This is a genomic window from Salinarimonas sp. (assembly GCF_046292825.1).
Classification (GTDB): Bacteria; Pseudomonadota; Alphaproteobacteria; order Rhizobiales; family Beijerinckiaceae; genus Salinarimonas.
In genome coordinates, this window is the sequence record NZ_JBKBQG010000040.1 from 1 (window position 1) to 17,492 (window position 17,492).

The window sequence follows — 17,492 nt, forward strand, 5'->3', positions numbered from 1 at the left end:
GCACGCCCCACCACCCGCTCCACAAGCCCCACCACCCCCCACCCTACCCTCCCCGCCGCTGCGCGGGGGGAGGGGGACGTCGGCGTGGAGATCATCCCTTTCGCCGATCGCCTCGCGTCGACGAAGAGCGAGATTACGGTCCGGCGAGCCTCGCGCGGGCCGCGGCGACGTCGAGGATGCCGGCGCCGATCCTCCGGCGCGGCACGCCCGGACTGGGGCGGGCCGTCTCGCGCAACACCGCGCGCATGAGCGCGGGGGGCGGATCGGGATAGGCGCGCCGGAGCGCGGCGATCGCGCCCGCGACGAGCGCGCAGGCGGTGGAGGTGCCCGTGTTGAGGAGCGCGGCATCGCCCGTCTCGGCGAAGCCGCTCGGGGCGGAGAGATCGGGCTTGGCGACGCCGGGCACGGCATCGGCGCCGTCGAGCCCCTCCGACGAGGAGCCGATCCAGATGCCGTCGCACCGCACCGCCGCGACCGACAGGACGCTCGGCAGCGACGCGACGCCCAGGATCGAGCCCGGCCCGCGCGTGCCGCGCGCGCAACGCGGATCGGTGCAGAATTCCCCGCAATTGCCCGCGGCGAAGACCACGTCCGCGCCCGCCTCCTCCACCGCCGCGATGGCGTCGTAGAGCGCGACGGGGCCGGCGGCAGCCTCCCGTCCGGGGTCGAGCGCCCTGTCGAAGAGCGACCACGCGTTCACCGCCACCCAGGGGCCCTGCCAGACGAGCATCGACGCGGCGAGATGTTGGTAGGCGGCGATCGCGCCGCTCACGAAGGCGGCGGGTGCGCGCAGCCGATCGCCGGCAAGGATGCGGTAGTCCCAGTACGCGACACCGGGCGCGAGCGAGGCCACCTGACGAGCGGTCGCCGCGCCGTGGCTGCGGGCATCGGGCTCGGCTGGCGGCGACGCCGCTTTCGGCTCGTCGTCGAGGGCGCCATCGGCGGCGGACCAGACGTTCTGCCGCGCATCGGACGGCACGAGCCCCGTATCGAAGACGGCGACGCGCACGCTCGCCGGCTTCTCCGAGGGCAGGTCGCTCAGCCCGTCCGCGCCGATCAGCTGCAAGGCCGCGCGCCGATCGCCGAAGAAGCGACGGCCGTCGCGGCCCGGGCACCAATGGCGCGTCGGGTGGATGCGATCGTCGCGGCCCACCTCGCGAACGAGACCGCGCGGGCGGATGCCGGCGACATCGTCGGCGCTCGTCTCGATGGCGACGACAGCCGTCTTCTGAAGGTACCAGGCTCGGGAGCCGAGGCTCGCGCGCGACGGCAGCGCGACGATCTCGAAGGGGATGCCGGGAAGGTCGGGCGCGAGCACGGCCCGGATCTCGCACGCGGCCTGCTGCGCGCCTTCGCGTTCATAGAGCCCCCGCAGCGGGTCGAGATCGACGACGAGATAGGAGCGCACGAGAGGACTGGTCATGGCCGATACCTTTTCGCCCCGGCTGCCGCGCCGCGCTCTCGGGTCTTGTCGGCTGTGGGATCATCATGGATGATCGTCTGCCGCAGAGGAAGGGGCGATCGGCGCCGGGTCGGCGATCGTCCAGGATCGAGGCGCGGAGGACATCGGCCATGGCGTTCCACCCATCCTCCGGTCTTTCGGGGCTGTCGGGCCTCTCCGGACTGTCGGGCCTCTCGGGGCTCTCGGGTTACGCGGTCGCAGGCTCGGGCGCCGTGCTCGTGCGGCCGATCGGGATCTGCCCCGCGCCGGAGAAGGCTTCGGGCGAAACCTGGTTTCGCGGCTTCGAATGGCCGCCGACGGACGCGCCCTATCCCCGCGCGGCGATCGCGAGCTATCCGCGGGGCGCCTGGGGCGCGCCCTATCTGTCGATCGCGATCCTCGCCGAGTTCACGCATGCCGAAGGATGGCGGGACGTCGCGCTCGACGACCCTCCCGCGCCGAACAGCACGCAGGCGCTGGCCGAGCTCGCCGAGCTGCACGAGCTCGTCGAATACCGCGCCGGGATCCTCGCCGAAGCGATCGCTCAGAGCGGCTCCTTCCTCGACTATTTCGCCGGCCTCTTCGGCTTCGGCCCGGCCTCCCACCCGCGGACCTGCGATCTCGCCTGGGCGGCGCTGCGCGTCGGTCAGTTCATGGCCATGCGGCACAAGTGGCGGCACGAACGACCGCGCCCGTCGATGGTCTGTCCCTCGCTGCTGCCGCCGATCGACCCGCCGCCGCACGCCTCCTACCCGAGCGGCCATGCGACGGAGGCCCAGCTCGTGGCGCTCTGCCTGTCGGAAGTCATGCCGACCGAGGCGAAGGTGCCGCTCCTCGCAATGGCCGAGCGGATCGCGCGCAGCCGGGAGGTGATCGGACTGCATTACCGGTCCGACACCATCGCGGGCGTCGAACTCGCGAAGAAGACGGCCCCCTTGCTCATGAAATGCGCGACCGTCGCGCAGCTCGTGTCCGACGCGCGCGTCGAATGGGGGCTGCCACCCAACCCGGACCCCGTGCCTTGAGCCGTCATCCCGGGCCGCGAAGCGAGCCCGGGACCCAGAAGCGCGACCTGCGACGAGCAGCCTGTCGGCTGCGTCCCTCCCCTCACGCGTCGTACCGGCCGTCGAGCGCGAGGGTTCGGCGGACGAGGTCGACGCGGCGGCTGGTGCTCGACTTGCGGAAGATCGCGGCGAGGTGGGTCTTGACCGTCGTCGCGGCGACGCCCAGCCGGTCGGCCGCCTCGGCGACCGTGTCTCCGGCGACGACGCGGGCGAGAACCCGCGCCTCGGCCGCCGTCAGCGCGTAGCGGGCCGCCGCGGCTGCGGCGAGCGAGACCTCGCGGTCCCCCGAGCCGCGCACGACGACGAGCCGCGCCGTCGCCTCCCCGATCGCGCAGGCCCGCGACAGCGCCACCCAGGAGAGCGCGAGCGCCGCGCCCGTCCGGTCGCGGACCGTGCCGTCCTGCGGCGTCGCCGCCGGGGCGCGCACGATGCGGCGGACGATCTCGGCGGCCTCGCGCGTCTTCCCGACGATCCGATCCCCCGCGCGCCCGAGCGGACCGCCGCCGACGAGCGTGCGCTCGGCCGCCTCGTTGGCGAAGAGGATGCGCCCGTCGGGCTGCAGGAGCAGCACGCCGAGGCCCAGCCGATCGAGCCCGCCGCGGCAGGCTTCGGATTGCGCCTGGAGGACGGCGAGGCGCCGCGTCGCGACGAGGGACCGCGCGAGATGCGGGGCGAGCGCACGCGCGACCGCGCCCGCTCGTGCCGGCGCAGCCGCGTCCCGGCCGCCGAGCGCGAGCGCGCCGACGACCGTGCCGTCGTGGACGAGGCCGAGGCCGAGGGGCGCGCCCTCCCCGTCCACGAGAACGCCGCCGGCCCGGCCGGGCGGCGGCTGCATGCGCTGCGCGCGACGCACGATCGCGCGCAGATGCACCTGCGCGCAGATCCAAGCGACGGCGTCCTCCGGCCAGCCGTGGCTCGCCACGAGCGCGCCTTGCCCGCCGCCGGCCTCTTCGTGCCAGAGCGCCGCCTCTTCGGTGCCGGCAAGCGTCGCGATCGCGGCGAGCGCCGGGGCGAAGGACGTCTGGTCGGCGACGCCGTCGTGCAGGAGATCGAGGATGGGCTCGAGGTCGAGATCGGGATCGTCGTCGCGTCTCGTCATGGTCCGCCTCCGAGGTCTGCGCCCGAAAGGGCGCGGGAGGCGAGATGTCTAGGAGAGCCGGCGGCGATCGGGCGTGACGTCTCATGCGGCGCGCCGTGACAAGCGCGTGATTTCGCCGCCGGTGCGGCGCGCGTCCTCCGAACGGCGGAGGCGCGGGGGCTCCCGCCGCCCGATCATCGGGATCGCCGGCGAGCGGCGGAGGAGACCCCGATGACCCATCTGGAACTGGCCGCATTGGCGTTCGGCGCCTGCAACGCGGTGCGGATCTTGGCCTACGTTCCGCAGATCGCGTGCATCCTGCGCGACCGGGGCGACGCGGCGGCGGTCTCCTGCCTCAGTTGGGCGCTGTTCGCCGTCTCTCACCTGACGACGATGATCTATGCGGTCGCCGTCCTCGGAGACCACCTGATGGCTCTGATGTTCGCGGGCAATTCTCTCGCCTGCGCGGCCATCGTCGGGCTCACCGCAGCCAAGCGCCGCCGCCACCGGGCCCTGCTCGCCGCCTGAACCCGGCGGGGCAGCGGCGGCGTGGCTCTCCTTGCCCTGACAGAGCCGGTGGATGTTCCAAAACTGTCATCCCGGGCCGCGAAGCGGACCCGGGACCCATACGCTCGACGACAAGTGCGAGCGCGCATGCCGCGCTCGTTCCGCTACCGTTTGGCAGCTTTCGTCGGAGAAGCGCAGCCTACAGGCTGCGACTGATGCGTTGCGGGTATGGGTCCCGGATCGCCTTCGGCGTCCGGGATGACACCTAGGGAAGCGACTTCCAACACCTTCAGCGAATGAAGGCGCGCGGCGCTCACGCGTAGCGCAGGACCAGGGCGCGATCGGAGCCGCCCGTGAGATCGACGCTCTCCACGTCCGCGGCATCGTCCGATCGGATGCGCGCCTTCTCGACGATTTCGGCGCTCTCGATGCGCGTCCCGAAGGCCTCGTCGAGCTCGGCGATGCATACCGGCGCGTCGTCGGACAACCCGTCGAGGGCCTTGCGAAGTTCTGCGACTGTCATGGTCGGTGCGTCCTTCCTCGTTTCTCGCGGCCCGATTACGCGGCGCGCAAGCACGGGTTCCATCCACCGCCCATTCCTCACATCGCGCGGCTCGTCGTCCACTTGCGCTCGTATTCGGCGCGGCGGAACCGCTCCGCCATGAAATCGACGAAGGATCGGATCTTGGCCGAGAGGTCCTTGCGGCTCTGATAGGCGATGTTGATCGTCAACCGCGGCAGGTCCCATTCGTCGAGGACGGGCACGAGGAGGCCGTTCTCGACGTCATCGTGGACGATGTAGGCCGGCTGCACGATGATGCCGAGGCCGCCGAGCGCCGCCGCGCGCAGGATCTGGCCGTCGTTCGATTCGAGCAGCCCCTCCACCGGCACGTCGACGGCGCCCGCGCCGTCGAGACGGCGGAAGGCGAGGAGGTTCGGATTGCGCGCATAGGTGTACAATAGGAGATCGTGCGCGTTCAGCTCGAGCGGATGCCGCGGCACGCCCCGCCGCTCGAGATAGCTCGGCGCCGCGACGAGGATGCGGCGGGTCTGCGCGAGGCGGCGGATGGTGATGTTGCTGTCGGGCTCCTGCTCGCGGGTGCGGATCGCGACGTCGATGTTGGAATCGATCAGGTCGAGATACCGGTTCGCCACCTCGACATGGACGCGCACCTTCGGGTAGCGCGCGATGTAATCGGGAAGCATCGGCGCAATGTGCTGCATCGCGAAGGAGAGCGAGGCGCTCACGCGCAGGATGCCCGTCGGGTCGAGCGCCTTCTCGGTCAGAGCGGCCTCGGCATCGACGAGATCGGCGAGGATCGAGCGGGCGCGCGGCAGGAACGAATTCCCCTCCTCCGTGAGGTAGAGGCGGCGCGTGTTGCGCTCGACGAGGCGCACGCCGAGCCGGCTCTCGAGGCTCGCGAGCATCCGGCTCGCGGCGGCGTTGGAGAGACCGAGCGCGCGCGCCCCGCCCCCGACGCTGCCCGCCTCCGCGACGGCGACCAGCAATTCGAGCTGAGCCAAGCGATCCATTGTTCCACCTCGCGGAAGACTGAATTGCGAAAGGGCGGCTTTTTCGCATCCTGAAGGAGGGTTACCGTCCAGGTCAACGAGAACGACGAGCGTCCGGGAGGAGCACGATGATCAAGCACATCGTGATGTGGAACGTCTCCGCTTCCTCTGCGGAGGAGCGGCTCCTCAACATCGAGCTCGTGCGCGAAGCCTTCGAGAGCCTGCGCGGCAACATTCCCGGCATGCTGCGCCTGGAGATCGGCGTCGACACGAGCCGCGCTCCCTATGCCTGCGACGTCGTGCTGTACAGCGAATTCGAAAGCCGGGAGGCGCTCGCGGCCTATGCGGAGCACCCCGATCACGCCGCGGTCCGCACGCGGCTCGAAGGCGTGCGCACGGTCCGCCACCAGGTCGATTACGAGGTCGCCCCCGAACGCTGAGGACGGGCCGCCGATCGAAAAGGGGAGAGACGCCGATGATCGCCGCAGAAAAAGGCGCCTATTTCGACGAGGCGCGTTCGGCCGAGATCGTGATCGACCGCAATGCCGACTGCCCCGACGCCCGCCTCGCCGAGATCGTCGCCGTCGTCGTGCGCCATCTGCACGCGGCCGTGAAGGAGATCGACCCGACGCAGGAGGAATGGCTCCAGGCGATCGCGTTCCTCACCCGCACCGGCCACATGTGCAACGACTGGCGCCAGGAATTCATCCTCCTCTCGGACGTGCTCGGCGTGTCGATGCTCGTCGACGCGATCGCCAACCGGAAGCCGTCGGGCGCGACGCAATCGACCGTTCTCGGCCCCTTCCACGTCGCCGATGCGCCCCTCCTCCCGAACGGCGCCGACATCTGCCTCGACGGCAAGGGCGAACCGCTGCTCGTGCGCGGCCGCGTCACCGATCCCGACGGGCGGCCGATCGCGGGCGCGCGGCTCGACGTCTGGCAGGCGAACGACGAGGGCTTCTACGACGTGCAGCAGAAGGGCATTCAGCCCGATTTCAACCTGCGCGGTGTGTTCGAGACGGACGCGGAGGGCCGCTACTGGTTCCGCGCGGCCAAGCCCAAATTCTACCCCATCCCCGACGACGGCCCCGTCGGCCAGCTCCTGCGCCGGCTCGGCCGTCATCCCTATCGCCCGGCGCACCTGCATTTCATCGTGACCGCGGAGGATCGCGAGGCGCTCACGACGCACATCTTCGTCCCCGACGACCCCTATATCGGCAGCGACCCCGTCTTCGGCGTGAAGGAGAGCCTGATCGCCGATTTCGTGCTGCGCGACGACCCCGCCCGCGCCGCCGATCTCTCGCTGCGCAACCCGTTCTGGGAAGTCGAATACGACTTCGTCCTCGCGCCGGCGCGCGCGGCGGCCGGTTGAGGAGGGGGCGATGGAGAGCTTCGTCTACGACGCCTTGCCGAGCCGGGTCGTGCTCGGGCCGGGCAGCCTCGCGCGGGTAGCCGAGGAAGTGCGCACGCTCGGCCGCGCGCGCGCCGTCGTCCTCTCGACGCCGCAGCAGGAGGGCGAGGCGCGCGCGCTCGCCGACAGGCTCGGCGATCTCGCGGCAGGCGTGATCGCGCAGGCGACGATGCACACGCCCGTCGAGGTGACCGAGCGCGTCGTGGCGCGGGTGCGCGAGCTCGGCGCCGATTGCACGATCGCGCTCGGCGGCGGCTCGACGATCGGTCTCTCGAAGGCGATCGCGCTGCGCACCGGCCTCGACCAGATCGCGGTGCCGACGACCTATGCGGGCTCCGAGATGACGCCGATCCTCGGCGAGACGAAGGACGGCGGGAAGACCACGCAGCGCAGCCTCGCCGTTCTCCCGGAGGTCGTCGTCTACGACGTCGACCTGACGCTTTCCCTCCCCCCTGCCCTCTCGGCGACCTCGGGCATGAACGCGATGGCGCATGCCGTCGAGGCGCTCTATGCGCGCGACAGGAACCCGATCGTCTCGCTGATGGCCGAGGAGGCGATCGGGGCGCTCGCGCGGGCGCTGCCCGCGATCGTCGCGCGGCCGGAGGATCGCGAGGCGCGCGGGCAGGCGCTCTACGGCGCCTATCTGTGCGGGGTCTGCCTCGGGGCGGTCGGCATGGCGCTCCACCACAAGCTCTGCCACACGCTCGGCGGCACCTTCGACCTGCCGCACGCGCAGACCCACACGATCGTCCTCCCGCACGCGCTCGCCTACAACGCGCCTGCGATCCCCGACGCGATGGCGCGCATCGCCCGCGCGCTCGGCACGGACGATCCCGCGCGCGCGCTCTACGATCTCGCCGGCCGGCTCGGTGCGCCGCGCGCGCTCGCCGCGCTCGGCATGCCGGAGGCGGGTATCGAGGAGGCGACCGAGCGCGCGCTGGCCGCGCCCTATTGGAACCCTCGCCCGCTGGAGCGCGCCGGGATCCGCGCGCTTCTCGCCCGCGCTCATGCCGGCGCCCCGCCCCTGATCGAGGAGGGCGCCGCGTGAGCGCGCCCTCCCGCCTCCTCCTCGCCGGCGCGACCCTCGTCTCGGTCGATCCCGAGATCGGCGAGCGGGCGTCCGCGGACGTCCTCGTCGAGGACGGGCGGATCGCCGCGATCGGCGAGGGGCTCTCGGTGGAGGGCGCGGAGGTGCTCGATCTGCGCGGCCGCATCCTCGCGCCGGGCTTCGTCGACGCGCACCTGCATACCTGGCAGACGGGCCTGCGCGGGATCGCGGTCGACTGGACGCTGCCGGCCTATTTCCGCGCGATGCATGCGGGGCTCGCGACGCTCTTCACTCCGGACGACCTGTACGTCGCGACGCTGGTCGGCGCGCGCGTCGAGATCGCCTCGGGCACGACGACGCTCGTCGATTGGTGCCACGCCAACCGCACGCCCGCCCATACCGATGCGGCCGTCGCGGCCCTGCGCGCGAGCGGCATCCGCGCCGCCTTCTTCCACGGCACGCCGAAACCCGACCCGCGACCGGGCGAGCCGCATTATTCCGAAATCCCGCATCCGCGCGCCGAGGTCGAGCGCCTGCTCGCGGGAGAGCTCGGCGACCGCGACGGGCTCGTCACGCTGGGGCTCGCGGTGCTCGGGCCTCATTATGCGACGCTCGAGGTCGCGCGCGCGGACCTGCTGCTCGCCCGCGAGCACGGCCTCGTCGCCTCGATGCATCAGGGCGGCGGGCCGGCGCGGACGCCCGGCGGCTGGGATCGGCTCCTCGACGAGGGGCTCGTCGACGCGCGCGTGAACATCGTCCACGGCAACGACCTCGATGATTCCCTCCTCGCGCGGCTCGTCGCGGCGGGCGCCACCTTCTCGATCGCGCCGGAGGGCGAGGCGACGCAGGGGCACGGCTTTCCGATCACGAACCGCCTGCGGGCGCTCGGGGCCGAGCCCTCGATCGGCGTCGACCTGCCGAGCATCTCCTCGGCCGACATGCCGAGCGCGGCGCGCGCCGCCCTTTGCCTCGCCCGCGCGCAGCACAACGACGCGGCGCGCGCCCGCACCGGCGCGATCCCCGACGTCCCCGCGGCGAGCGTGCGCGACGCCTTGCGCTGGGCGACGATCGAGGGCGCGCGCATGCTCGGGCTCGATCGCCGGATCGGCTCGGTGACCGTGGGCAAGCAGGCCGATCTCGTCGTCGTGCGGCCGGGCCTCGGCCAACGGCCCGTGCACGATCCGGTCGCCTGCCTCGTGATGCACACGACGCCCGCGCAGATCGAGCACGTCCTCGTCGCGGGCCGCTTCGTCAAGCGCGACGGGCACCTCGTCGCAAGAAGCCTCGATGCGGAGCTCGCCGCGCTCGAGGCCTCCGGCCGCCGCATCGCGCAGGGGCTCGAGGGACGCTTCGCAACGAATACGGGAGGAGCCACGTGAGCGTCGCCGACATCGGATGGATCGGCCTCGGCAAGATCGGCCTGCCGATGGCCGCGCGCCTCGCAGGCTCGGGGCGGGCGGTGGCGGGCTTCGACGTCGCCGCCGAGCGGCGCGACCTCGCCCGCGCGGCCGGGATCGGCATCGTCGAGAGCCTCGACGCCGCTTCGCGGGGGCGGGCGATCGTGATCGCCTCGCTGCCGGACGATCGCGTGCTGCGCGTCGCGATGCTGGGTGCTGAGGGCGCGCTCGCCGCGATGGAGCCGGGTGCGGTCCTCGTCGAGACGAGCACGGTGAGCCCGGAGGCCTCGGCGGAGGTCGCGCAGGCGGCCGAGGCGCGCGGCGTCCTCTACCTGCGCGCACCGATCTCCGGCAACGCGTCCGTCGCCCATACCGGGGCGCTCGCCTGTCTCGCCTCGGGGCCGCGCGAGGCCTTCGAGCGGGCGCAGCCGGTGCTCGCGACCTTCACGCGGGCGCAGCGCTGGCTCGGCGAGGGCGAGGAGGCGCGCTACGCCAAGCTCGCGGTGAACCTGATGATCGCGGTCTCCGCAGGGATGATGGCGGAGGCGCTCGTCCTCGCCCGGCGCGGCGGCGTCGCCCCGCGCGACATGCTGGCGGTGATGGCTGAGAGCGCGATCGCCTCGCCGATGGTGCTCTACAAGGTCGGCCCGCTCGCCGAGCGCGATTTCGCCTCGACCTTCTCCTGCCGGCAGATGGCCAAGGACCTCGATCTCGCGCTCGGCGCCGCCCGCGACACGAGCGTGCCGACGCCGCTCGCGGCCCTCGTTCGCGAGACCTATTCCGCTTTGATCGCCGCGGGCGACGGCGAGGCGGACTACATCGCCACCGTCAAGCACGCGGAGCGTCTCGCGGGTCTCCTCGAGGAGGAGGCCGAGACGCCCTGACCCCGGATCACACACGAAGAGCCGCGAAAAGCGGCCTCTCGAACCCACGGAGGAACGAACCATGCGCAAGTCGAAGACCGCATTCGCCACCGCCACCGCGCTGTCCCTCGTGCTCGCCGCTCCGGCGCTCGCGCAGGAGACGATCGAGCTGACCGTCGCCTCGAGCCATCCGACGACGATCGCCTGGGTCGGCGGCATCCAGGCTCATTTCCAGCCCGAGACGAACCGCTGCCTGGCGGAGCGGGGCAACGCCTACGAGATCTCCTGGCGCGAGGCCTATGGCGGCCAGCTCTACCGCGCCAACGCGACGCTCACCTCGATCGGCGACGGCATCACGGATGTCGGCTGGGTGTTCATCGGCATGGAGCCCTCGAAGCTCCCGCTGATGCAGCTCGGCGCGGTGACGCCCTTCGTCACCGACGATCTCCCCGCGCTCCTCGACGCCGTCAACACCGCCCACGACGAGGTCGAGGCGCTGCGGCAGCAATGGGAGGACAACAACGTCGTCTTCCTCGGCGCGTCCGGCAACGACACCTACGACCTGTTCATGCGCGAGCCGATCCGCTCGCTCGCCGAGCTCCAGGGCCGGCGCCTGACCGCGCCGCAATCGCTCTCGCTGTGGCTTCTGGAGACGGGGGCCGCGCTCAAGGAGGGGGGGCTCACGACCTATTACACGGACATCCAGACGGGCCTCGCGGAAGGCACGATCTCGATGGCGACGGGCATCCTCCCCGTGAAGGTCTACGAGGTCGCGCCCTACATCGTGCGGACCAATATCGGCGCGATCTGGAACGGCGCGCTCGCCGTCAACCGCGACGTCTTCGAGGGGCTGCCGGAGGTGGTGCAGGACTGCATGCGCCAGGCCGGGCGCTCGTACTCGACCTATCACGCGCAGGACGTAATGGAGCGCGCCCGGACCGCCACGCAGACGATGGTGGAGCTCGGCGCCTCCCAGAACCCGCCCGTGCAGGTGGTGGACTTCCCCGAGGAGGAGCGGGTGAAGTGGGCGCAGACGCTGCCCGACATCGCCGCCGACTGGGTCGAGCGCAACGGCCGGGCCGCCGCCGAGGTCCTCAGCGCGTACATGAACGCGCTGCGCGCCAACGGCGCCACCCCGCTGCGCGACTGGGACGAGGGCATCGCCGCCTCGCGCTGAACGGGAGCGACCGCCCGGTCGGGCAGACGCCCGGCCGGGCCGAGGCTTCGAACGCGGATCACGGGGAGGACGAGCGATGGCGGGCGAGAGCGATGTCGAAGACGACGAGAGGCGGGCGGCGGCCGGGGGCGACGACCGCACGGCGGCGAGCCCGTTCGGGCTTCTCGTCGACGGGCTCGGCGCGGTGGGTTCGGTGGTCATCGCCGCGATGATGGTGATGATCTGCGCCGACGTCGTCTCGCGCAACGCCTTCGCGCGGCCGATCTCCGGCGTGTCGGAGCTCACCGCCATGGGCATCGTGACGATCGTCTTCCTCTCGCTCGCCTCGACGCTGCGGCATGGGCGGATGTCGCGCGCGGACCTGTTCATCGACGGGTTCGTCATGCGCCGTCCGCGGGCGGGCAACATGCTCGAGGGCGTGTATCTCCTGTGCGGCGCGCTCGTGTGCGGCATCATCGCCTCGGCGACCTGGCCAGCCTTCGAGCGGGCCTGGACCCGCGGCGAATTCGTCGGGACGCAGGGCGTCTTCACCGCGCCGACCTGGCCCCTGCGCTTCGCGGTGATGGTCGGCGCGAGCCTCGCCGGAATCCAGTTCCTCGTCTTCGCCTATGCCCGCTTCCGCGCGGCGTGGACCGGCCGGCGGGCCTCCGCCGCCTCGCTCGAACCATGAGGGCACGGCCATGGATCCCTTGACCGTCGGCATCCTCGGCGTCGTCATGATGCTCGCGCTCATCTATCTCGGGATGCATATCGGCATCGCGCTGACGCTCGTCTCCTTCGTCTGCGTCTCGCTGATCCGCTCGCCCGCGATCGCCAACCGCATGGTCGCGGCGGCGGCGAACGACACGATCCGCGACGACCTCTTCAGCGTGGTGCCGCTCTTCGTGCTGCTCGGCATCCTGGTGACGGTGTCGGGGGTCGGGCGCGACACGTTCGACGTCGCCGAGCGCCTGATGGGGCGGCTGCGCGGCGGGCTCGGCGTCGCGACCGTGAAGGCGAATGCAGTGTTCGCGGCGATCACCGGCGTCTCGGTCGCCTCTGCGACGATCTTCGCGCGCGTCGCGACGCCGGAAATGCGCCGCCACGGCTATTCGCGCCGCTTCTCGGTCGGCGTCGTCGCGGGCTCCTCGGTGCTCGGCATGCTGATCCCGCCGAGCCTCCTGCTGATCGTCTACGGCGTCGTCGCCGAGGAATCGATCGGACGTCTGTTCATCGCCGGCATCCTGCCGGGCATCCTCCTCGCGGGGATGTTTTCGGCGATGATCGTCGCTTTGGCCTATCTGCGCCCGCACATGATCTTCGAGAAGGGTGCGCCGAGCCCTCCGGCGAAGACGCAGGAAGCGGGCGGGACGCTCGGCAAGGTGCTGCCCGTCGCGGCTCTGATGATCGTCATTCTCGGGGGCATCTATTCGGGCTTCTTCAACCCGACCGAAGCCGCGGCGGTGGGGGCCGCGACGGGGCTCGTCATCGCGCTCCTGCGTCGCAGCCTCGATCCGGCGAAGCTCTGGCAGGTGCTCGTCTGGACGGGTCACGTCGCCGTCTCGGTCCTGTTCCTGATCATGGCGGCGAGCCTCTACAGCCGCATGCTCGCGCTCGCGGGGGTGCCCGCCTTCATCGCGGGATCGCTCGAGGCGGCGGGGCTCGGGCCTTACGCCTTCCTGATCCTCTTCATCCTCGTCGTACTGTTGCTCGGCATGATCATCGATTCCGTGTCGATCATGCTGATCGTGCTGCCGATCGTGATCCCGATCGCGGAGGCCTTCGGCTTCGACAAGATCTGGTTCGGGATCGTCACCGTCATCGCCGTCGAGATCGGCTTGTTGACGCCGCCCTTCGGGCTGTCGGTCTACACGGTCAAGGCCGCCCTCGACGATCCCGACATCACCGTGTGGGACGCCTTCGCCGGCACGTTCCCCTTCGTCCTGTGCATGCTCGTCTGCCTCGCGGTCGTCGTGGCGATCCCCGGGATCGCGACCGTGCTCGTCCGGTGAGGCCTCCGATGCGCATGGCTCCCCTCTGCGTGAACCATGTCGGGGTGACCGTCCCCGACATCTTCGCCGCGCTCGACTGGTACGTCGAGACGCTCGCGCTGACCCCGATCATGCAGCCGCGCCTGCTCGAGGCGTCGGCGCCGGCGACCCACGAGACGCCGAGCGTCTTCGGGCCGCGCTTCCGGCGCGCCTATCAGGCCCATCTCCTCGCCGGCAACGGCGTCGGCATCGAGCTCTTCCAGTTCGTCGAGCCGGAGGTGGCGCCGCGCGAGGACGAGATGGCCTATTGGCGGCGCGGGCCCTTCCACCTGTGCCTAACCCATCCCGACGTCGAGGCGCTCAGCGCGCGCATCGCGGCTGCGGGAGGGCGCCGGCGCACGCCCGTCCTCGATTTCGTCCCCGGCCGCCCCTGGCGGCTCGCATATTGCGAGGATCCCTGGGGCACCATCCTCGAGATCATCTCCCACACCTATTCCGAGATCTTCGCCAATTGGCCGCAGCCCGGCATGACCGTTCCCCCGGTCATGGTCGCGCGGCCGCAGGAGCCGTGAGACCATGCTGTTCGCCATCCACGCCCTCGACAGGCCCGGCGCCCTCCCCCGCCGGCTCGCCGCCTACGACGCCCACAAGGCCTTCCTCGCCGACACCTCCGCCTTCGGCATCCGCATCGTGATGTCCGGGCCGCTCGTCGCCGACGACGGGGAGACGATGATCGGCTCGCTCTTCCTCGTCGAGGCGGACGATCGCGCCGCCGTCGAGCGTTTCAACGCGGCCGACCCCTTCCGCGCGGCCGACGTGTGGGAGGCGGTGACGATCACCGGCTTCCTGCGCCGCCAGGGCTGAGCGACCGTCGAGACACGAGGAAGAGATCCGCCATGCCCCCCGTCGTCGTCGCCGTCGCCATCACCGGATCCGTCCCGCGCAAGAAGGACAATCCCGCCGTCCCGATCACGCCGCAGGAGCAGATCGCCTCGACGCGCGAGGCCTACGAGGCCGGCGCGAGCCTCGTCCACATCCACGTGCGGGAGGACGACGAGAGCCCCTCCTCCGATCCCGCGCGCTTCGCCGCCGTGCAGGAGGGCGTGCGCCGCGAATGCCCGGGCATGATCGTGCAGTTCTCGACCGGCGGGCGCGGGCGCGACCCCGCCGCGCGCGGCTCGGCGCTGTCCCCGCGCCCGGACATGGCCTCCCTCTCGACCGGGTCGGTCAACTTTCCGACCATCGTCTACGAGAACCACACGCGCCTCGTCGTCGATCTCGCGACGCGCATGCGCGACCACGGCATCGCGCCGGAGATCGAGATCTTCGACCTCTCCCACCTGCACGGCGCGCGGCGTCTCGCCGACGAGGGGCTGCTCGGCGAGCGCCCGCACATCCAATTCGTGATGGGCGTCGAGAACGCCATGCCGGCGCGCGAGCATCTCCTCGACATCCTCTTGCGCGAGGCCAAGCGCCTCTTCCCCGATTGCACCTGGACGGCCGCCGGCATCGGCCGCCATCAGGCGCCCGTCATGGAATGGGCGCTCGCGCGCGGGGCGCCCGCGGTGCGCACGGGTCTCGAGGACAATATCCGCATGACGAAGATCCGGCTCGCCGGCAGCAATGCCGAACTCGTCCGCGCCGCCGTCGCGGCGATCGCCCGCCACGGCCGCCGTCCGGCGACGCCGCAGGAGGCGCGCGCGATCCTCGGATTGGCGCCGTGATCGCCGCGCGCATCCACGACCTGCTCCCATCCCGCACACAGCCATAGGAGGCGTTATCGTGTCACCCGTTCTCGACGTCATCATCGCCAGCACCCGTCCGGGCCGCGTGGGCGAGCCCGTCGGCCGCTGGTTCGCGCAGGCCGCGCGCGATCACGCCGGCTTCGACGTGCGCCTCGTCGATCTCGCGGAGGTCGGCCTGCCGATCTACGACGAGCCGAACCACCCGCGCCTGAAGCAATACGTCCACGAGCACACGAAGCGCTGGAGCGCGATCGTCGAGGCCGCGGACGCCTTCGTCTTCGTGACCCCGGAATACAATTTCGGACCGACGCCCGCGCTCGTGAACGCGCTCAACTACGTCTACCAGGAATGGGCCTACAAGCCCGCCGCCTTCGTCAGCTACGGCGGCATTTCGGGGGGCTTGCGCGGCGTGCAGATGGCGAAGCAGATCATCACGACCCTGCGCATCGCCCCGATCGGCGAGGCGGTGACGATCCCGATGGTAGCAAAGCAGGTCGAGAACGGCGTGTTCACGCCCAACGACATGCAGAAGACGAGCGCGACGGCCGTCCTCGACGAGCTCCTGCGCTGGGCGGAGGCGATGAGGCCGCTGCGCGGCTGAGAGGCGGGCGCAAACGCGCAGGCCGCACGCGCATACGAGCGCCTCACGAATGCCGCGCTCACGCCGTTTCCTTACTGCGACGCTCGGATCCCCGCGGGCGCGAGAGCGATCCTCGATCGCCCTGCGCTCGGGCGATCCGTGCGTGGCCGAGAACAAGACGAAAAGACCGGGCGAGGGGGACAAACCGGGCGATCCAACGGCCCGCTTCGAACTGGAGGAAACGCACATGAACATCCGAGCCTACCGCCCCGCGCTCGCGGTCGCGGCGCTTCTCGCGTCCACGTCCATCCTGGTCTCGCCGGCCCTCGCCCAGAGGGGCACGAACACGACGACCCTGAGCCACGAAGTCGTGCTCTCCGACCTGCAGGATCCCTGGGACATGGCCTTCCTGCCGGACGGCACGATGTTCTTCACCGAGAAGTGCCAGGGCCTCTCGGTGAGGTTGCCGTCGGGCGACGTCGTCGCGCTTCTGGGAATGCAGGGATCGGAGGGCTATGCGAGCACCGCCGAGGACCTGTTCTGCGAGGGCCAAGCCGGCATGATGGGCCTCGCCGTCGATCCGGACTTCGAGGACAATCGCCAGATCTACGTCTATTCGACGTCCAACCTCGTGACGCCGCACACCAACCGCCTCCTGCGCCTCGTCGTCGACGAGGACTTCACCGGCGTCTCGGACCGGACCGACATCGTCGAGGACGTGCCCTACAAGATGAACCCGACCGATCAGCCCTTCGGCGGACCGGGCGCTCACAACGGCGGTCGCGTCCGCTTCGGGCCGGACGGGTACATCTATCTGACCACGGGCGACAATCACAACGCGGAGGTGCCGCAATCGCCGACCTCCCTCGGCGGCAAGGTCCTGCGCATCGACCGCGACGGCGAGGGCGCGTCGGACAACGCTCCGCCGGAGGGTTTCGACCGGCGCATCTTCACCTACGGCCACCGCAACGTGCAGGGCATCGCCTTCCATCCCGAGACCGGCACGCCGATCGTCTCCGAGCACGGGCCCTGGCATTCGGACGAGATCACCGTCCTCGTGAACGGCGGCAATGCCGGCTGGGACCCGCGGCCGAACATGGCCGGTCGCGGCGATTGCCCGGACGGCTATTGCGGCTACGAGCCCAACCAGACGGAGGGCATGAACCGCTTCGAGCGCGCCGCCTACATGCCGATGACGGATTTCGAGACCTATCCGGATGCCATGCCCCCGATCTGGGACAACAACGGCTGGTCTCAGGGTCTGGCCAACGCGGCCTTCCTTCAGGGAGAGGCCTGGGGCGATTGGGACGGCGCCCTCGTCGTCGGCTATCTCGGCATCGGGTTCGGCGGCACGCCGATCGGGCAGCGCATCGACGTGATCGAGCTCGACACGGAGGACGGCATCTCGGTCGCTGACGTTACGGAAATGACCCTGCCGATGGACTCCGCCCGCTTCCGCTCCCTGGTGCTCGGCCCCGACGGCGCCCTCTATGCCGCCGTGGACGAGGGCGCGATCCATCGCCTCTCGCCCGAGTGAGCCCCGATCGGTCGCGCCGCCCCATCGGCGGCGCGACCGGCGCGGGCGCCGCTCCGAAGCAGCGGAGCCTGGAAGAAAGCAGCCGCGAAGGCGACAACGCGCATCTCGTGGTCTATAGGTCCAAGGAGACACGGATCGGAATGCGGGCGGGCCGCTCTTCGC

The 17,492-nt window shown here is 71.1% G+C and carries 19 protein-coding genes; 15 read left to right on the forward strand and 4 right to left on the reverse strand.

Annotation, left to right across the window (positions count from 1 at the left end; all coding sequences use genetic code 11):
• Positions 1-133 precede the first annotated feature (133 nt).
• Complete coding sequence (locus ACK4UM_RS16435; protein WP_409801124.1) at positions 134-1,423, reverse strand: S8 family serine peptidase; 1,290 nt, start codon at positions 1,421-1,423, stop codon at positions 134-136.
• Positions 1,424-1,572: 149 nt separating this feature from the next.
• Between ACK4UM_RS16435 and ACK4UM_RS16440 the strand changes: the two genes are divergently transcribed.
• The gene (locus tag ACK4UM_RS16440) at positions 1,573-2,466 is read left to right on the forward strand and encodes a phosphatase PAP2 family protein (RefSeq protein ID WP_409801126.1); all 894 of its coding nucleotides are present in this window, start codon (positions 1,573-1,575) and stop codon (positions 2,464-2,466) included.
• A gap of 82 nt (positions 2,467-2,548) precedes the next feature.
• Here the strand turns inward: ACK4UM_RS16440 and ACK4UM_RS16445 are convergent, their stop codons facing one another.
• Positions 2,549-3,604, reverse strand: coding sequence for a helix-turn-helix transcriptional regulator (locus ACK4UM_RS16445; RefSeq protein ID WP_409801128.1), 1,056 nt, complete (start codon positions 3,602-3,604; stop codon positions 2,549-2,551).
• A 210-nt stretch (positions 3,605-3,814) separates the two neighbouring features.
• On the opposite strand from ACK4UM_RS16445, the gene ACK4UM_RS16450 reads away from it, so the two are divergent.
• On the forward strand, positions 3,815-4,111 hold the full coding sequence (locus ACK4UM_RS16450; protein WP_409801131.1) for a hypothetical protein: 297 nt from the start codon (positions 3,815-3,817) through the stop codon (positions 4,109-4,111).
• A 292-nt stretch (positions 4,112-4,403) separates the two neighbouring features.
• Here ACK4UM_RS16450 and ACK4UM_RS16455 read toward each other — a convergent pair whose 3' ends face one another.
• Together ACK4UM_RS16455 and ACK4UM_RS16460 are read right to left on the reverse strand one after the other, a co-directional pair.
• A complete protein-coding gene (locus ACK4UM_RS16455; protein WP_409801133.1) occupies positions 4,404-4,613 on the reverse strand; it encodes a hypothetical protein in 210 nt (69 codons plus the stop codon).
• 77 nt (positions 4,614-4,690) lie between these two features.
• The gene (locus ACK4UM_RS16460) at positions 4,691-5,623 is read right to left on the reverse strand and encodes a LysR family transcriptional regulator (RefSeq protein ID WP_409801135.1); all 933 of its coding nucleotides are present in this window, start codon (positions 5,621-5,623) and stop codon (positions 4,691-4,693) included.
• 107 nt (positions 5,624-5,730) lie between these two features.
• On the opposite strand from ACK4UM_RS16460, the gene ACK4UM_RS16465 reads away from it, so the two are divergent.
• The 13 genes from ACK4UM_RS16465 (at position 5,731) to ACK4UM_RS16525 (ending at position 17,330) form a co-directional block, all read left to right on the forward strand.
• Positions 5,731-6,042: a Dabb family protein gene (locus ACK4UM_RS16465; protein ID WP_409801137.1), complete on the forward strand. Its 312-nt coding sequence runs from the start codon at positions 5,731-5,733 to the stop codon at positions 6,040-6,042.
• A 35-nt stretch (positions 6,043-6,077) separates the two neighbouring features.
• Complete coding sequence (locus ACK4UM_RS16470) at positions 6,078-6,974, forward strand: intradiol ring-cleavage dioxygenase (RefSeq protein ID WP_409801139.1); 897 nt, start codon at positions 6,078-6,080, stop codon at positions 6,972-6,974.
• A 10-nt stretch (positions 6,975-6,984) separates the two neighbouring features.
• Positions 6,985-8,061, forward strand: coding sequence for a maleylacetate reductase (locus ACK4UM_RS16475; protein ID WP_409801141.1), 1,077 nt, complete (start codon positions 6,985-6,987; stop codon positions 8,059-8,061).
• The gene (locus ACK4UM_RS16480; RefSeq protein ID WP_409801143.1) at positions 8,058-9,440 is read left to right on the forward strand and encodes an amidohydrolase family protein; all 1,383 of its coding nucleotides are present in this window, start codon (positions 8,058-8,060) and stop codon (positions 9,438-9,440) included. The genes ACK4UM_RS16475 and ACK4UM_RS16480 overlap by 4 nt, the downstream gene beginning before the upstream one ends.
• A complete protein-coding gene (locus ACK4UM_RS16485; protein ID WP_409801144.1) occupies positions 9,437-10,342 on the forward strand; it encodes an NAD(P)-dependent oxidoreductase in 906 nt (301 codons plus the stop codon). The genes ACK4UM_RS16480 and ACK4UM_RS16485 overlap by 4 nt, the downstream gene beginning before the upstream one ends.
• A 61-nt stretch (positions 10,343-10,403) precedes the next feature.
• Complete coding sequence (locus ACK4UM_RS16490; RefSeq protein ID WP_409801146.1) at positions 10,404-11,498, forward strand: C4-dicarboxylate TRAP transporter substrate-binding protein; 1,095 nt, start codon at positions 10,404-10,406, stop codon at positions 11,496-11,498.
• Between the two features lie 76 nt (positions 11,499-11,574).
• Positions 11,575-12,168 (forward strand): TRAP transporter small permease subunit, encoded by a 594-nt coding sequence (locus ACK4UM_RS16495; RefSeq protein WP_409801148.1) that lies wholly within the window; start codon positions 11,575-11,577, stop codon positions 12,166-12,168.
• 10 nt (positions 12,169-12,178) lie between these two features.
• A complete protein-coding gene (locus ACK4UM_RS16500; protein ID WP_409801150.1) occupies positions 12,179-13,489 on the forward strand; it encodes a TRAP transporter large permease in 1,311 nt (436 codons plus the stop codon).
• 8 nt (positions 13,490-13,497) lie between these two features.
• Positions 13,498-14,040, forward strand: a complete 543-nt coding sequence (locus tag ACK4UM_RS16505; RefSeq protein WP_409801152.1) for a VOC family protein — start codon at positions 13,498-13,500, stop codon at positions 14,038-14,040.
• Positions 14,041-14,044: 4 nt separating this feature from the next.
• On the forward strand, positions 14,045-14,332 hold the full coding sequence (locus ACK4UM_RS16510) for a YciI family protein (RefSeq protein WP_409801154.1): 288 nt from the start codon (positions 14,045-14,047) through the stop codon (positions 14,330-14,332).
• A gap of 32 nt (positions 14,333-14,364) precedes the next feature.
• A complete protein-coding gene (locus tag ACK4UM_RS16515) occupies positions 14,365-15,192 on the forward strand; it encodes a 3-keto-5-aminohexanoate cleavage protein (RefSeq protein ID WP_409801156.1) in 828 nt (275 codons plus the stop codon).
• Between the two features lie 58 nt (positions 15,193-15,250).
• A complete protein-coding gene (locus tag ACK4UM_RS16520) occupies positions 15,251-15,814 on the forward strand; it encodes an NADPH-dependent FMN reductase (RefSeq protein ID WP_409801158.1) in 564 nt (187 codons plus the stop codon).
• 226 nt (positions 15,815-16,040) lie between these two features.
• The gene (locus ACK4UM_RS16525; RefSeq protein ID WP_409801160.1) at positions 16,041-17,330 is read left to right on the forward strand and encodes a PQQ-dependent sugar dehydrogenase; all 1,290 of its coding nucleotides are present in this window, start codon (positions 16,041-16,043) and stop codon (positions 17,328-17,330) included.
• The last annotated feature ends 162 nt before the right edge of the window (positions 17,331-17,492 follow it).

Excerpts from the sequence above, each read along its gene's own strand:
- ACK4UM_RS16455 (WP_409801133.1), bottom strand. The coding sequence starts at position 4,613 with ATGACAGTCGCAGAACTTCGCAAGGCCCTCGACGGGTTGTCCGACGAC.
- ACK4UM_RS16470 (WP_409801139.1), top strand. The coding sequence starts at position 6,078 with ATGATCGCCGCAGAAAAAGGCGCCTATTTCGACGAGGCGCGTTCGGCC.
- ACK4UM_RS16450 (WP_409801131.1), top strand. The coding sequence starts at position 3,815 with ATGACCCATCTGGAACTGGCCGCATTGGCGTTCGGCGCCTGCAACGCG.
- ACK4UM_RS16435 (WP_409801124.1), bottom strand. The coding sequence starts at position 1,423 with ATGACCAGTCCTCTCGTGCGCTCCTATCTCGTCGTCGATCTCGACCCG.
- ACK4UM_RS16510 (WP_409801154.1), top strand. The coding sequence starts at position 14,045 with ATGCTGTTCGCCATCCACGCCCTCGACAGGCCCGGCGCCCTCCCCCGC.
- ACK4UM_RS16490 (WP_409801146.1), top strand. The coding sequence starts at position 10,404 with ATGCGCAAGTCGAAGACCGCATTCGCCACCGCCACCGCGCTGTCCCTC.
- ACK4UM_RS16515 (WP_409801156.1), top strand. The coding sequence starts at position 14,365 with ATGCCCCCCGTCGTCGTCGCCGTCGCCATCACCGGATCCGTCCCGCGC.
- ACK4UM_RS16440 (WP_409801126.1), top strand. The coding sequence starts at position 1,573 with ATGGCGTTCCACCCATCCTCCGGTCTTTCGGGGCTGTCGGGCCTCTCC.
- ACK4UM_RS16475 (WP_409801141.1), top strand. The coding sequence starts at position 6,985 with ATGGAGAGCTTCGTCTACGACGCCTTGCCGAGCCGGGTCGTGCTCGGG.
- ACK4UM_RS16525 (WP_409801160.1), top strand. The coding sequence starts at position 16,041 with ATGAACATCCGAGCCTACCGCCCCGCGCTCGCGGTCGCGGCGCTTCTC.
- ACK4UM_RS16460 (WP_409801135.1), bottom strand. The coding sequence starts at position 5,623 with ATGGATCGCTTGGCTCAGCTCGAATTGCTGGTCGCCGTCGCGGAGGCG.
- ACK4UM_RS16500 (WP_409801150.1), top strand. The coding sequence starts at position 12,179 with ATGGATCCCTTGACCGTCGGCATCCTCGGCGTCGTCATGATGCTCGCG.
- ACK4UM_RS16495 (WP_409801148.1), top strand. The coding sequence starts at position 11,575 with ATGGCGGGCGAGAGCGATGTCGAAGACGACGAGAGGCGGGCGGCGGCC.
- ACK4UM_RS16465 (WP_409801137.1), top strand. The coding sequence starts at position 5,731 with ATGATCAAGCACATCGTGATGTGGAACGTCTCCGCTTCCTCTGCGGAG.
- ACK4UM_RS16445 (WP_409801128.1), bottom strand. The coding sequence starts at position 3,604 with ATGACGAGACGCGACGACGATCCCGATCTCGACCTCGAGCCCATCCTC.
- ACK4UM_RS16505 (WP_409801152.1), top strand. The coding sequence starts at position 13,498 with ATGCGCATGGCTCCCCTCTGCGTGAACCATGTCGGGGTGACCGTCCCC.